Below are 14,391 nucleotides of genomic sequence, written 5' to 3' on the forward strand. Positions count from 1 at the left end.
AAGATTTTCCTTTGTACCTTATTTTATTTAGTTAGATAATAAGAGATTACGTCCGGTATTGATATATTGAGTATCATTGACTTTATCGATTGTAAACGTGCCATTTTCATAAATGAGTTTAGTCACACTGCCGTTTTCTAACCCCATTTGCATCGGTAAGCGGTTGTCAATCAAAGACAATAAAAATGAAATTGTTAATCCATGAGAGACAATCATCACATTTCCACCACCATTTTTTTCTCGGTGCACTGCTATGTCTTCAAAGCCATTCCAGACACGTTCTTTGATTGTTTCATAGGGTTCTGCCCAATTGGCAGTGTCTGCTTCAATAATGGCATCTGCTAGGTCTTTATAGCTTATTCGATTTGTCATCATATCATCAAAGTTCTTAAAGGCCAAAACTCTAGGAACGACGCCCCAAAGTTCTCCATCATAACCTCCATCTAAAGAGCCGAAACACCATTCACGAATACGGCTATCTGTGCTATAAGGAATAGTTCCCCCCTGTTGATGTTCTTGTAAAATAATACGAGCAGTCTGCATTGCACGTCCGCTGTCACTAGAGTATGCTTCTTTAAAATCCGTATCTTTTAGACCAAGACCCAAATAATGTATAACTTCTTCCCCTTGTTTAGTCAAAGGAGTATCTGACCAGCCTTGTGTTCGACCAATCGTATTAAACATTGTTTTCCCATGACGAATAATATATAACGTTGTTGGTTGATTCATAACATATCCTCCTTAGTTTAAAAGCAGATCCAGCACGTTTCATTTTAGTTAAAGAATGGATTTGTTTTCTTTTCATGTTCAATAGTTGTAGCATCTCCATGCCCAGGATACGCTGGAAACTCATCTGGCAATGTGAAAAGATGAGTATTGATACTGTTAAGGAGCTGTTGCATATCACCTGTATGCAAATCAGTGCGACCGATACTGCCTTTGAATAACGCATCCCCAGTAATAACAAAATCATCGAAAATAAAACTCAAACTACCGATTGAGTGTCCTGGTGTTGGGACAACAGAAAATTTGATTCCGCCTAAATCATAGTCAGCCAATTTAAATTCTTCTTCTGCAGGTTGAACAATGATATCTGCAATGTCATCATGACGACCTAAACCGGATAAGTTTAAGGTTGGGTTTGATAGCCATTCTTGTTCAAGTGGACTGACATATACAGGAATATTATAGAGGTGGCGTAGTTCTTCCACTGCTCCAATGTGATCATAATGTGTATGTGTTAATAAAATAGCGCTAGGTTTCTTGCCGGTTTTTTCAATTAAAGCAGCAATTTTTTCTGCTTCAGCACCTGGATCGATAATCAATAGATTTGTCTCATTGTAGATGACGTAACAATTTTCTTGAATCACGCCGGTTTGTATTCGTTCAATTTTCAGCATAGTTCGTTGCCTCCTAGTAAGTATGAATCTTTTATAAGTATAACTCAATTCTGTACAGAATCAAAAGCCATAGATACTTGTTCTAGAAAAATTTAGGAATCATATAAATATCTTTATGGAGTAAAACAATATATTGTAAATTTTAGTTTACAACGAAGGTTTATTGTTCGTGTTTTGATCGTAATACCCATTTTTTTTACTTGTTTTAAAAGAAAAGTGTGTGATATACACGAATTATTGTGTATACTATTTTTGTATTGTTATGAAAGGGGTGTTTATTTTGTTTAAATTTGTCGTTAAGGGTACCGCATTTACTAGTATTGATTCAAAAAATATAAAGGTTTTTGAAAATGCATTATTTTGTATTTCTGAAACCGGAACGATTACTAGAATTATTTCATCATCAGAAGAAGAATATCCTAAGATAATCGAGGAGTATTCAGTTAAGAATAAGTTGAAAGAATTAAAAGATGGGCAATATATTTTACCAGGATTCGTTGATCTTCATATTCACGCACCACAATGGGCCCAGGCTGGAACGGCACTTGACTTGCCATTATACGATTGGTTAAACACATACACATTTCCGTTGGAATCAAAATTTGCTGAAAAACAATTTGCTGAAAAAGTCTATTCCGATCTAGTCGAACAGTTAATAAAAAATGGAACAACAACAGCTCTGTATTATGCTACCGTTCATAGGGAATCAAGCCGCCGTTTAGCTGAAATTTGTAGTGAAAAAGGTCAAAGAGGACTAGTAGGAAAAGTTGTAATGGACGATGAAGAACAAAATCCAGAGTATTATCGTGACGCTAGTACACAGACCGCTCTTTTAGAAACAGAATTATTTATACAAGAAGTATTGGAACTAAATAAACAAACTCCTCAGGGCGTTTATCCAGTTGTAACGCCTCGTTTCATCCCAAGTTGCACAGATGAATCATTAAAAGGATTAGGGGAATTAGCTGCGAAATATGATATTCATATTCAATCCCATTGCAGTGAAAGTGACTGGGCACATTCCTTTGTTAAAGAAAGATTTGGAAAAAATGATGCTTTTGCCTTGAATGATTTTGGTTTATTGACAGAAAAAGCAGTCATGGCTCATTGTGGTTTTCTTTCTGATGAAGACATGAAGTTGTTTGCAGAAAAAGGAACAGCCGTTGCCCATTGTCCGATATCCAATGCCTATTTTGGCAATGCTGTGACACCTATTGCTAAATTAATAAATGAATATCAAATAGAGGTTGGTTTAGGCAGTGATATTTCTGGAGGCTTTTCACCAAGTATTTTTGATAACATCAAACAAGCAGTTATGTCCTCTCGCATGCTAGAAGATGGGGTAGATAAAGAATGTTGTAGTGAAACACGTGGTGTTCCTGATTCTAGTATTACATTGAATGAAGCATTTTATTTAGCCACCGCTGGAGGTGGCGAATCCTTAAGCTTACCTGTTGGAAAGTTAGCGATTGATTATGCGTGGGATGTCCAAATTATCAATACTCAAGAGTTACCTATTTTTTCTGAGGAAGAACCCTTAATGGATATTTTTCAAAAAATTCTTTACTTATCACGACCTGAAAGCATCGAAGAAGTTTGGATTCAAGGAAGACAAGTTCATGCTAAAAATAAGAAGGATACTAGAGGTGCAAAAATAAAATGACAGAGACTCAAATAAAAAAATCAAAATTAACAGTAGGTCCCAATGATGATTTATCAATTGGGCAATCAGCTCTTTTAGGCATTCAACATGTGTTAGCGATGGATGTATATGTTGTTCCATTTATCATAGCTTCAATTATCGGTTTAACAACAAAAGAATCTTCGGCATTAATTCAATCCACTTTTATTGCTGCTGGATTTGCTACGATTATCCAATCTTATTTTTGTATGAAATTGCCAGTTGCGCAAGGCCCGTCCTTTATTCCGATTGGTGCAGTTACAGGTATTTACTTTGCAAATAACCAAAGTGGTAACGGGTGGGGAACCGTTTTAGGTGCTAGTTTGGTTGGAGCCGTTTTGGTGATTATTTTGGGCTTAACAGGTATTTTTAACCGTTTAATTAAAGCCTTTATACCACCGATTGTTGGTGGGACGATTATTTTTATTGTAGGATTATCATTGATGCCTGTCGCCCTAAATGATAATGTTTTTAAAGCTTCAGGAGATTTAGGACAAAATATTTTATTGGCGATTATTGCTGCATCCACGCTTATTTTGTTTGCGATGATTGGTTCGCGTTTTCCTGGAAAAGGACGTATCTTTAGAATTTCTTCGGTGATTCTAGCGCTGGTAGTTGGCTGCTTTGCTGCACAATTTATGGGGATACTTGATTTATCTCAAGTATCTAAAGCACAGTTAGTCAGCGTTCCACAATTACCCTTTGTGGACTTTCATTTTTCATTTGATTTATCGTCTATTTTAACGATGGTTATTATTTATGTTGTATTGATGGCTGAAACAACAGGAACTTGGTTTGCAGTTAGTAATGTTTGTGAAGAGCCTCTGACAGATGAAAATATTAATCGTGGCGTTATAGGAGAAGGAATCGGTTGTTTTATCTCGTCTATATTGGGAACAACACCCGTTACAGGTTACTCAACAAATGCAGGAATTATTTCGATTACTGGTGTTGCTAGTAAAAAAGTATTTATTGCAGCAGGAGCGTGGTTTATTATTTTCGGTTTATCAGGAAAACTATCAACGCTGATTTCTTCCATCCCGTCACCTGTTATCGGAGGCGTTTTTGTCATTGTATGCGGTATTATTTCAATAAGTGGTCTCAAAGTAATGAAAGAAGTTGAAATCGGTGAAAAAGAAATGTACGTGATTGCGATTCCCATGATTTTAACTATCGCTTTAACTTTGATACCTAAAGAGTTTATTCAATCTTTGCCTCAAATTTTACAGTATTTATTTGGTTCTTCTGTTGCGACGGCTTCTATTGCAGCGATAATTTTAAATCGTCTATTGCCTACAGAAAAGTTGGGGAAACAGAGTATAGAGCAGGCAATGATAATAGAAAAAAACGATATAAAAACTGTTTAATAGCTAATGAATAATGATTTTTTTGTCAAAAACCGAACGATCGGAATTTATTTTATACAATTTTCGTTATTTACCTTTGACTTTCACGAATAAATAGTGTAAATTAGCATAGGTGTTGGAAAATGCGAACGATTTTATGTTTAATGTTCGTGTTTTTGCGTATTTTTAATAGAACTTACTAGGAGGCAATAAAGTATGAAAGTTTTTGATTACGAAGATGTCCAGTTAATTCCAAATAAATGTATCGTGAACAGTCGTTCCGAATGTGATACAGTGGTGAAATTAGGTAAGCATACCTTCAAAATGCCAGTTGTTCCTGCAAATATGCAGACGATTATTGATGAAGAAATTGCAGAATTTTTAGCGAAAAATGATTATTTTTATATTATGCATCGTTTTGATGAAAGTGCTCGAATTCCGTTTATTGAAAAAATGAATGCAAAAGGATTAATCACTTCAATTAGTGTAGGTGTAAAAGAAGGCGAGTACGGATTTGTTGAAGAACTAGCCGAGCGTAATTTGATTCCTGATTATGTAACAATCGATATCGCTCATGGTCATTCTAATGCTGTGATTAATATGATTCAGCATCTAAAAAAACATTTGCCAGATACTTTTGTTATTGCTGGTAATGTTGGGACACCGGAAGCAGTTCGTGAATTAGAAAATGCTGGAGCTGATGCAACAAAAGTTGGAATTGGTCCTGGTAAAGTATGTATTACAAAAATCAAAACAGGATTTGGTACTGGCGGCTGGCAATTAGCAGCACTACGTTGGTGTGCCAAAGCAGCTAGAAAGCCAATTATTGCAGATGGTGGTATTCGTACACCTGGAGATGTCGCAAAGTCAGTTCGCTTTGGTGCGACAATGGTTATGATAGGATCGTTATTTGCAGGACATGAAGAATCTCCTGGTGAGACAAAAGTTGAAGATGGTGTTGTTTATAAAGAATACTTCGGCAGTGCCTCAGAATTCCAAAAAGGTGAAAAGAAAAATGTTGAAGGAAAGAAAATCTGGCTTCCGCATAAAGGCAGTTTAGCTGATACTTTAGTAGAGATGCAGCAAGATTTACAATCTTCCATTTCATATGCAGGTGGACGCGATCTTGAAGCAATCCGCAAAGTAGATTATGTTATTGTGAAAAATTCTATTTTTAATGGTGACACAATTTAATTAAAGAGGTAGATTATTTGAGACTAGGAGATGACTCGCAGAGTTATTTCCTAGTCTTCTTTTGTTTTTTACTTTACCTGTCGTAGTAATCATGGTATGATAATTACAACGACAGACGTAGTACATCTGATAGAGTAATTGGAGGTGGTCCAATGATCGGTAGCGATGCAATAAGAGGATATAACGACACATTCATTTTATCTGTTTTACAGGAAGGGGATTCTTATGGTTATGCCATTTCTAAAAGAATCACAGAAATTTCTGAAAACAACTATTCGATCAAAGAAACAACACTATATTCAGCCTTTAACCGTTTAGAAAAAAATGGATTTATCGAATCGTTCCCGGGTCAAATCACACATGGGAAGAAAAGAACGTACTATAAAATTACGTCGTCTGGAAAACAATACTTGGAAGAAAAAAAAGCCGAATGGTTACTGACAAAAAAAGTTGTCGAACGTTTTATTATTTAACCTGTTGCGCTTTTTAGATTACGAGGAGGAAAAGGAATGAAAACAATCAGGGATTATATTGATAGCCTGTTTATAGGAGTCCAAGAAACAAGACAAACAATACAACTAAAAGAAGATTTATTAGCAAGTGCAGAAGACAGATATGAAGATTTAAAAAAACAAGGAAAATCCGAAAATGAAGCAATTGGTGCAGTGATTTCGGAGTTTGGTTCGATTGATGAATTATTAGAAGAAATGAATATAAAACAGGAATTTGCTGATGAAAAAGGGTATGAAATTGATGAAATTACTATAGAGGAATCGATTGATTTTCTAGATGTTAGACGCAAAGGTGCTACATTAATCGGTTTAGGTGTAATGATGATCATGATCGGTGTAGCTGCATTTTTTACTACAATAAGCCTATTAGGAGAAAACTATGGCTTAGGGGTTGGTTTGATGTTTCTCTTCATTGGTATAGCGATTGGTGTTGCCCTGTTCATTATTGCAGGAACAAGTATAGCTAATTCAAATAAAAAATTAGATGATCGATTTATCTCTCGACAAGTGAAAAATGAAATGAAATTAAGAAAAGAAAATTTCCAACGCTCGTTTGTATTTTGTATTGTTGTAGGAGTCATATTATGTATTTTGTCAGTGATACCTGTAGTCTTACTTACTATATTAAATCAGTCACGAGAAAGTGAATTATTAGGTTTAGCTGGAATGTTGGTAATCGTTTCTTTTGGGGTTTTCTTCTTTATTTTTGGTGGGATGATTACGGGGAGTTTTTCTAAATTTATTGATCATACTTACTTTATTTCAGACGAAGATGAGCCAGGTCCAAGAGCAAAAGCAGAACGTGATAGCAAAAGACCTGTTTGGCTCAATACGATTGAAAAAGTTTACTGGCCAATCGTTGTAGGAATTTTTTTACTACAAGGATTTGTCTTAGGTAATTGGGGAACCAATTGGAGCATTTTTCCTGTAGCTGCGATTGCCTTTTGGATAGTTGAAAGTATTTTTGGTAAAGAATAATTAAAAAGACTCCGCTTATTTTGACGTTATAGTTAAAATAAGTGGAGTCTTTTTTTGTATGAATAACTAAAATGATTGCTTTGTAAAAATTATATCCATAGCTTTTTTCAATGGAAAATAAACGAGAGTTACAATAACAATAGTAATGGCTACATTAATGAATGTTGCGGGTAATTTTGATACAGCACTTGCAAAAGAGACATTAAAATCAGCACCCGCAAGAAGTCCCATCATGGTATTTTTTAATTGAGTCATGATGATTTTTGCAATACCAGTTACGGAAGCTACAACAATGATTTTCCAGATTGAATCTATGTTACGATGAAAAAACAAAATCATTAAAGCTGCTGCACCACCGACGATAAAACTTTCTATAATAAAATAAGGCGCTTCAGCTGCAAATCCATTTAAAACATCAAAAATAGCGAACCCTAAGCCACCAGCCAAAGCACCTTTTTTATAACCAATTAAAAGGACTGCAAGTAGCAAAACAGCATTGCCTAAATGAACGAACGCACCAGTTGGTAAAGGGATTTTTATCATGGTGCCTAGAATGGTCAATGCAGCAAATAATCCTACTAACACAATAGAAGTTGTTGAATTTTTTTTATTCATAAAATCACTCCTTAATTCTCTGTCATTCGATCTTCTGCATGATTATAAGCGCCATGCCAGACATGCCCAAGAAATGGATTGATTTTTTGACCATTTTTGATTGCAGCGGCCACAAATTTTTTAGCAAGAGCAACAGAATCAACGACTGAATAACCTTTAGCAAGACCAGCAGTAACTGCAGCAGCGAATGTACAACCAGCACCATGATTGTAATCTGTTGCAAATAATTCATTTTCTAAAATAGTAAAATCAGAACCATCATAAAAAAGATCAATGGCTTTATCAGCTTGCAAACGGTGTCCGCCTTTGATTACGACATTTTTAGGACCTAACGCAATAATTTTCTTTGCGGCTTCTTTCATTTGATCAATAGAGGTCAAATCGCCCATTCCAGATAAAATCCCTGCTTCTACTAAGTTTGGTGTTGTGATTGTTGCTTTGGGTAAAAGTAAACGAGTCATTGCAGCGACATTTTCCGGCTGTAAAAGTTCACTTGTCCCTTTACAAGCCATAACTGGATCAATCACGATATTTTCCATCGAAAATTTATCAATATAATTTCGAGTAATTTCAATTGCTTCAATGGTTCCAAGCATCCCTGTTTTCATTGCATCAAGAGAGCCGCCTGCAAAAATGGTTTTTAATTGCTTTTCCACTAATTCAGGCTCAATAGGAGTAACCAAATGACTCCAACCTTCATCAGGATCCATCGTCACAATACTAGTTAAAGCCGAAAAACCAAACGTTCCATATTCTTCAAATGTTTTTAAATCCGCTTGAATTCCTGCACCGCCGCTAGAATCAGAACCAGCAACTGTCAATACTTTTTTGATCATACTTTAACCCCTATTCACAAATAATTTAATATATCCATTGTAAAACAAACATCAGTTGACAAAAACAGCCAATTGGGTTATTTTCAGGTCATCCAATTGATGCGAAACACGAAGAATGAAATGATTCGATGTTGAGCAGTACAAGACGACCAAAGGGAGAGTTGATCCTTGATTTTGAAACACGAAGAATGAAATGATTCGATGTTGAGCAGTACAAGACGACCGAAGGGAGAGTTGATCCTTGGTTTTGAAACACGAAGAATGAAATGATTCGATATTGAGCAGTACAAGACGACCAAAGAGAGAGTTGATTCTTCCATCAAATACCATAAATCAGCAAAAAAACGCCCAGTTCCAGAAAAATTATAAGACTAACACACTCTATCAAATACAAAGTCCAAATCAACAATCCAAAAGGAGGCACAGATATGTGGTCATTAAAAAAAGAAAAAGGTGTACCAATTTACGTAAGCATCATTGAACTAATCTTATCTTACATAAAAAAAGGACAACTACTTCCAGGTGAGCGTTTACCCTCTGAAAGAAAACTAGCAGAATCTTTTCAAGTCAACCGTTCAACTGTTGTTCATGCATTAGATGAACTTGTTTCTTTGGGGTGGATTGTCAGAAAACAAGGTAGTGGAACGGTCGTGAATGAGGGGAAATGGGGAATAAGTACGGCACCTAGAACCAATTGGCGACAATATCTTCAGCAAAATGCATTTGCCAAAGTAGATCCTTTTGTCGAGCAGATAGAGAGGTTGATCAAGCAATCCAATGTACCTATATTAGACTTATATACAGGGGAGCTGCCTCTAGATTTGATTCCAACTTTTGCTTTTCCTCCATTAACTTGGAAACATTTTTTAGAAGAAGAGCAACAGGATGACTTAGGTTATCTTCCATTAAGACAATCTATTAGCCGAGAGACTGAAAAAGAGTATGGTTTTTCGTTGCCAGCAGAAAACTTACTAATTACTTCCGGAGCACAGCAAGCGTTATTTTTGATCCTACAAGTACTGCTACAATCTGGGGATAGTGTGGCAATCGAGGATCCTTCTTTTCTTTATGCATTACCGATTTTTCAAGCGGCAGGTATTCGTCTTTATGGAGTGGAAATGGATCAGGAGGGAATCTGTCTTGAGTCACTTGAAAAAATGATTCGTCAACATCGAGTAAAAATGGTCATGGTCAATCCCTCGTTTCAAAATCCGACAGGTAAAACGATGTCGATGACAAGAAGAAAAGCCTTAGTTAAATTATGTCAAAATTACCAAATACCAATATTAGAAGATGACGTTTTTAGTAAACTAAATTTTGTTTCATCCGATCAAATCCAGCCGTTAAAAAAATTAGATTCAGAAAATGTGCTATATATTGGTTCTCTTTCAAAAATTCTTGGTTCAACCACAAAAATTGGCTGGTTAAGTGCCCCATCGTCTGTGAATCAACAACTAGCTGAAGCTAGAAAAATGATGGATTTTTCATTGAGTATTTTCCCACAAGTATTAGCGAATTTAGCATTAACTGATGAAGATTTTTCAGCCAAAACTTCTTACTTGAAGCAAAAAGTAGAAGAGCGAGGACGGGCAGTATGTAATGTTGTCTCTAAAATGGATGAGTGGGAAGTTGAAATGCCTAAAGGCGGCTTTTATTTGTGGGCAAAATGGAAACAAGGAAATTTACGACAAAAGGATTGGTCATTTTTTTTACAAGAAGGCTTATTAATAGCTCCAAGTTTTATCTTTAGTGAAAATCGTGATAGTATTCGGATCAATTTTTCTAGAGTTGATGAAGACAAACTGCCAATATTTGAAAATAAATTGAAGAAAATCACGAAAACAATTGCTTCTGATTCACTCACATTATGATAAAATAGGAGTAAATGGAGGGAATCAGCATGAATGAAACAATTGAACTATTGAAAAATCGTCGCAGCTATCGAGATTTTGACGAAAATTATTTACTGAAACAAGATGAACTGCAGGCAATAATAGATGCTGCCCGTCAAGCACCAAGTTGGATGAATGGTCAGTTTTATAGCATCATTGTGGTTAAAGATAAAACAATTCGAGAGCAATTTGTAAAATGGAATCCAGGTAACCCTCAAATGTTGAAAAGTTCAGTTTTTTTAATTTTTGTTGGTGATCTTTATCGGACAAAAATGGTGAGCACTGCACATGAAAGCAACTATCCAATTGACGAAAGTATCGAGCCAATTATTTTGGCTATTACAGATGCGGCGTTGGCTTTAGAAAACGCTGTGATTGCCACAGAAAGTCTAGGTCTAGGGTCAGTAGTTGTAGGAAGTATTCGTAAACATGGAAAAGAGATTAGCCAATTACTAGGGTTACCAGAATATACTTTTCCATTATTTGGTTTAAGTATAGGCAAACCAATTGTAGAGATGAAAGTCAAACCACGTTTACCTGAAAAGGCAGTAGTTCATTATGATAAGTATCAGCCATACAGCTATTCTTTGATTGAAGAATACAATGAAACGATGAAAATATTTGGTGAAGCAAGGGAAACAAAAGAGTGGAGTCAAAAATTTTCGGACTATTTTGCAGCTGAACCATTAATGATGACAGAACAACTATTGAAAATACAAGGACTATTGAAAAAATAACTTAAACTGGATTAGAAAACAGCTTTTTTCAGGGCATCACTTTCTTCTAAGACGATGGAATGATATACTAACTAGTGGGTAAGAATACAAATGATAAAAAGAGGTGCTAAACATGTCTTGGGAACAAGTATATGAACAATGGATAAATGAAGAAAACATACCAGAAAATCTGAAAAAAGAATTACGCGATTTAAAAGAAGATCCTGAAAAATGCGAGGATGCTTTTTATGCACCATTAGAGTTTGGAACAGCCGGTATGCGTGGGATTTTAGGCGCAGGCATTAATCGGATGAATATTTTTACGATTCGCCAAGCCACAGAAGGCTTAGCTCGTTTTATGGATGCACAAGGTGCAGAAACAAAGCGTCGTGGGGTTGCGATTGCGTATGATTCACGTCATATGTCTCCGGAATTTGCGATGGAAGCAGCAAAAACATTAGCGCAACATGATATTCCAGCGTTTGTTTTTGAAAGCTTACGACCAACGCCAGAGTTGTCTTTTGCTGTCCGTTATTTGAACGCTTTTTCAGGGATCATGATTACAGCTTCTCATAATCCTGCTGCATATAATGGTTATAAAGTTTATGGTGCTGATGGTGGACAAATGCCGCCAGCGGATGCAGATGCATTAACTAAGTATGTTCGTGAAATTGAGAATCCATTAAAAATCGAAGTCATATCTGATGATAAAGCAAAAGAGAATGATTTAATCACAATTATTGGTGAAGAAGTCGATACTGCGTATTTAAAAGAAGTGAAAAACGTTACGATCAATCAAGAATTGGTCAATGATATGGGCAAAGAACTAAAGTTAGTTTATACACCATTACATGGTACAGGGAAAATGCTAGGAGAGAAGGCTTTAAAACAAGCTGGATTTGAAAAATTTGTACTTGTTCCAGAACAAGCGATTGCTGATCCAGATTTTACAACAGTTAAATCACCGAATCCAGAAGAACATTCTGCTTTTGAATATGCGATTCGTTTAGGTGAAAAAGAAGGAGCAGATTTGTTGATAGCAACAGATCCAGATGCTGACCGCTTGGGAGCGGCTGTTCGCTTGCCTAATGGAGCATATCAAGTTCTAACAGGGAATCAATTAGGATCGATTATGATTCAATATATTTTGGAAGCTCATAAACAAGCTGGTACGTTACCAGAAAATGCAGTTGTGTTGAAATCAATTGTGTCTAGTGAATTAGCTACAGCTATTGCTTCAAAATACAAGACAAAAATGGTGGATGTTTTAACTGGATTTAAATTTATTGCAGAAAAAATCCAGCAATATGAGGAAGATCATTCACAAACATTTATGTTTGGCTTTGAAGAAAGTTACGGTTATTTAGTAAAATCTTTTGTCCGTGATAAAGATGCAATTCAAGCACTTGTTTTATTGGCTGAAGTAGCTGCATTTTATAAAAAACAAGGAAAAACACTTTACGATGGATTGCAAGATATCTTTGCAGAATATGGCTATTTCGAAGAAAAAACCATTTCAGTTACGTTGAGCGGTATTGAAGGTAGTGAAAAGATCAAAGCCTTAATGAAAAAATTCCGTGAAGAAGCACCAACTTCATTTGCTGATATAAAAGTGACGCAAACAGAAGACTTCAAAGAATTAACTCGTACATTAGCTAATGGACAAGTCGAAGTATTAACGACTCCGCCATCAGACGTGTTAAAATATTTCTTGGAAGATGGTAGCTGGATAGCTATTCGCCCATCTGGGACTGAACCAAAAATCAAATTTTATTTGGCAACAAAAGCTTCTTCTCAAGAGGAAGCAGACCAAAAAATCAAGAATTTTGAGCAGGCAGTTAATGCATTAACTAAATAAAAATGACTTGGACTGAAAAAACTGGATAGATAGTTTATTTCAGTCCTTTCATTTTAAAAATATATTAGGAGTGATTAAGATGAACATTGGATTTATCGGAGCCGGTCACATGGGTAGTGCTATGATTGAAGGTCTTTTAAAAGCGAAAACTGTAACACCAGAAAATTTATTTGTAAAAGGTGGTTCAAGCGGTACAGCAGAAGCTTTGCAGAAAAAATTTGGTTTTAAATTAATCGAAGATTATAGTGCCTTTAAGGAATGCCAAGTTATTTTTATCGCTACAGGAGCAAAAATTGTTTTAGATATTTTAAAACAAGCTGCACCATACATGTCAAAAGATACTATTCTTATTTCTGTTGCTACAGGGCACACAGTGGAAGAGGCTCAAGGTGTTTTAGGTAAAGACATCCATGTTGTTCATGCTATTCCCAACACGCCAGTTAGTGTCAATGCTGGAATGATTGGTGCAGTTTTTGCTGCTGAAATGCCAGCTGCATCAAAAGACGAAGCCACTCGTATATTAGAATCGTTAGGAAAAGTGGAAGAAGTCCATGAGAATATTCTAGGAACTTTTGGTACAGTTGCTGGGTGCAGTCCTGCTTTTGTTGATATATTTATGGAAGCACTAGCTGATGGTGCAGTAATGGAAGGAATGCCTCGTAATCTTTCTTACGAAATCATTGCTCAGATGATGTTAGGTTCTGCTAAATTAGCAATCGAAACAAAAAAACATCCAGGAGAATTAAAAGATGGCGTAACTTCACCAGGTGGTAGCACAATCAAAGGTGTTGCAGCTTTAGAAAAAAATGGTTTCAGATACGCTGTGATGGATGCTGTAAAAAAAGCAAACAATTAAATAGAAACAAAATCAAAGACAAGTGGTGACGTTTAGCTGCTTGTCTTTTTATTCTTGAGGAAAGAATAAATCTATCCCCTTTTGAAAAAAGTTTGCTATAATAAGCTAGACAAATTATGAAAGGAAGCTCAGCGATGAAAGAAAACGATGAAATCCAAAAAGTAAGTCAGCTTTATAAAGTGTTGAGTGATCCAACAAGATTACGAATTTTACTATTATTAAAAAAAGGAGAATATAATGTAACAGCAATTGGTGAGCAATTGTCGATGGAACAATCAGCCGTTTCCCATCAATTAAAATTATTACGAGATACTCACGTAGTGAAATCTAGACGTGAAGGTAAAACAATTTATTATACATTAGACGATCACCATGTTATAGATATTCTTAATCAAACATTTGAACATATCAAACACCAATAACTCACCTTTTCTATCGTTTCCTTCGGGAAAATCAAAGAAAAGGGTAGTTTTTTTTACGTCAGTTGGGTATACTAGAACCATGTTT

General features: G+C 35.7%; 14 protein-coding genes. 10 read left to right on the forward strand and 4 right to left on the reverse strand.

All coding sequences use genetic code 11. The features are described from left to right. Positions 1–27 precede the first annotated feature (27 nt). Both AC4BB2_RS06005 and AC4BB2_RS06010 read right to left on the reverse strand, forming a co-directional pair. Complete coding sequence (locus AC4BB2_RS06005; protein ID WP_490474521.1) at positions 28–729, reverse strand: histidine phosphatase family protein; 702 nt, start codon at positions 727–729, stop codon at positions 28–30. A 44-nt stretch (positions 730–773) separates the two neighbouring features. Continuing rightward, positions 774–1,400, reverse strand: coding sequence for an MBL fold metallo-hydrolase (locus AC4BB2_RS06010; protein ID WP_490474522.1), 627 nt, complete (start codon positions 1,398–1,400; stop codon positions 774–776). Between the two features lie 280 nt (positions 1,401–1,680). Between AC4BB2_RS06010 and guaD the strand changes: the two genes are divergently transcribed. The 5 genes from guaD to AC4BB2_RS06035 all read left to right on the forward strand — a co-directional run bounded on the left by guaD (position 1,681) and on the right by AC4BB2_RS06035 (position 7,111). Next, positions 1,681–3,063 carry a guanine deaminase gene (guaD, locus tag AC4BB2_RS06015; RefSeq protein ID WP_490474523.1) on the forward strand — a complete coding sequence of 461 codons (1,383 nt, stop codon included), beginning with the start codon at positions 1,681–1,683 and terminating at the stop codon, positions 3,061–3,063. Further along, positions 3,060–4,448, forward strand: a complete 1,389-nt coding sequence (locus tag AC4BB2_RS06020; RefSeq protein ID WP_490474524.1) for a uracil-xanthine permease family protein — start codon at positions 3,060–3,062, stop codon at positions 4,446–4,448. Before guaD ends, AC4BB2_RS06020 begins: the two co-directional genes overlap by 4 nt. Positions 4,449–4,643: 195 nt before the next feature. Beyond that, on the forward strand, positions 4,644–5,621 hold the full coding sequence (gene guaC, locus AC4BB2_RS06025) for a GMP reductase (protein ID WP_490474525.1): 978 nt from the start codon (positions 4,644–4,646) through the stop codon (positions 5,619–5,621). Between the two features lie 152 nt (positions 5,622–5,773). Next, complete coding sequence (locus tag AC4BB2_RS06030) at positions 5,774–6,094, forward strand: PadR family transcriptional regulator (RefSeq protein WP_490474526.1); 321 nt, start codon at positions 5,774–5,776, stop codon at positions 6,092–6,094. A 36-nt stretch (positions 6,095–6,130) separates the two neighbouring features. Further along, complete coding sequence (locus AC4BB2_RS06035) at positions 6,131–7,111, forward strand: permease prefix domain 1-containing protein (RefSeq protein WP_490474527.1); 981 nt, start codon at positions 6,131–6,133, stop codon at positions 7,109–7,111. A gap of 66 nt (positions 7,112–7,177) precedes the next feature. Here AC4BB2_RS06035 and AC4BB2_RS06040 read toward each other — a convergent pair whose 3' ends face one another. Then, positions 7,178–7,726: an ECF transporter S component gene (locus AC4BB2_RS06040; RefSeq protein WP_490474528.1), complete on the reverse strand. Its 549-nt coding sequence runs from the start codon at positions 7,724–7,726 to the stop codon at positions 7,178–7,180. An 11-nt stretch (positions 7,727–7,737) separates the two neighbouring features. Continuing rightward, a complete protein-coding gene (gene thiD, locus AC4BB2_RS06045; protein WP_490474529.1) occupies positions 7,738–8,562 on the reverse strand; it encodes a bifunctional hydroxymethylpyrimidine kinase/phosphomethylpyrimidine kinase in 825 nt (274 codons plus the stop codon). Between the two features lie 428 nt (positions 8,563–8,990). On the opposite strand from thiD, the gene AC4BB2_RS06050 reads away from it, so the two are divergent. The 5 genes from AC4BB2_RS06050 to AC4BB2_RS06070 all read left to right on the forward strand — a co-directional run bounded on the left by AC4BB2_RS06050 (position 8,991) and on the right by AC4BB2_RS06070 (position 14,306). Continuing rightward, on the forward strand, positions 8,991–10,433 hold the full coding sequence (locus AC4BB2_RS06050; protein ID WP_490474530.1) for an aminotransferase-like domain-containing protein: 1,443 nt from the start codon (positions 8,991–8,993) through the stop codon (positions 10,431–10,433). 29 nt (positions 10,434–10,462) lie between these two features. Further along, positions 10,463–11,191, forward strand: a complete 729-nt coding sequence (locus AC4BB2_RS06055; RefSeq protein ID WP_490474531.1) for a nitroreductase family protein — start codon at positions 10,463–10,465, stop codon at positions 11,189–11,191. A gap of 112 nt (positions 11,192–11,303) precedes the next feature. Next, the gene (locus tag AC4BB2_RS06060; RefSeq protein ID WP_490474532.1) at positions 11,304–13,028 is read left to right on the forward strand and encodes a phospho-sugar mutase; all 1,725 of its coding nucleotides are present in this window, start codon (positions 11,304–11,306) and stop codon (positions 13,026–13,028) included. 79 nt (positions 13,029–13,107) lie between these two features. Continuing rightward, a complete protein-coding gene (gene proC / locus AC4BB2_RS06065) occupies positions 13,108–13,884 on the forward strand; it encodes a pyrroline-5-carboxylate reductase (protein ID WP_490474533.1) in 777 nt (258 codons plus the stop codon). A 134-nt stretch (positions 13,885–14,018) separates the two neighbouring features. Continuing rightward, positions 14,019–14,306, forward strand: coding sequence for an ArsR/SmtB family transcription factor (locus AC4BB2_RS06070; protein ID WP_490474534.1), 288 nt, complete (start codon positions 14,019–14,021; stop codon positions 14,304–14,306). Positions 14,307–14,391: the final 85 nt, after the last annotated feature.

Source organism: Enterococcus sp. AAFC-DPL-5146 (assembly GCF_058216635.1).

Coding starts and splice junctions, on each gene's coding strand:
- AC4BB2_RS06005 (WP_490474521.1), bottom strand. CDS start 729: ATGAATCAACCAACAACGTTATATATTATTCGTCATGGGAAAACAATG.
- AC4BB2_RS06010 (WP_490474522.1), bottom strand. CDS start 1,400: ATGCTGAAAATTGAACGAATACAAACCGGCGTGATTCAAGAAAATTGT.
- AC4BB2_RS06020 (WP_490474524.1), top strand. CDS start 3,060: ATGACAGAGACTCAAATAAAAAAATCAAAATTAACAGTAGGTCCCAAT.
- guaC (WP_490474525.1), top strand. CDS start 4,644: ATGAAAGTTTTTGATTACGAAGATGTCCAGTTAATTCCAAATAAATGT.
- AC4BB2_RS06030 (WP_490474526.1), top strand. CDS start 5,774: ATGATCGGTAGCGATGCAATAAGAGGATATAACGACACATTCATTTTA.
- AC4BB2_RS06035 (WP_490474527.1), top strand. CDS start 6,131: ATGAAAACAATCAGGGATTATATTGATAGCCTGTTTATAGGAGTCCAA.
- AC4BB2_RS06040 (WP_490474528.1), bottom strand. CDS start 7,726: ATGAATAAAAAAAATTCAACAACTTCTATTGTGTTAGTAGGATTATTT.
- thiD (WP_490474529.1), bottom strand. CDS start 8,562: ATGATCAAAAAAGTATTGACAGTTGCTGGTTCTGATTCTAGCGGCGGT.
- AC4BB2_RS06050 (WP_490474530.1), top strand. CDS start 8,991: ATGTGGTCATTAAAAAAAGAAAAAGGTGTACCAATTTACGTAAGCATC.
- AC4BB2_RS06055 (WP_490474531.1), top strand. CDS start 10,463: ATGAATGAAACAATTGAACTATTGAAAAATCGTCGCAGCTATCGAGAT.
- AC4BB2_RS06060 (WP_490474532.1), top strand. CDS start 11,304: ATGTCTTGGGAACAAGTATATGAACAATGGATAAATGAAGAAAACATA.
- proC (WP_490474533.1), top strand. CDS start 13,108: ATGAACATTGGATTTATCGGAGCCGGTCACATGGGTAGTGCTATGATT.
- AC4BB2_RS06070 (WP_490474534.1), top strand. CDS start 14,019: ATGAAAGAAAACGATGAAATCCAAAAAGTAAGTCAGCTTTATAAAGTG.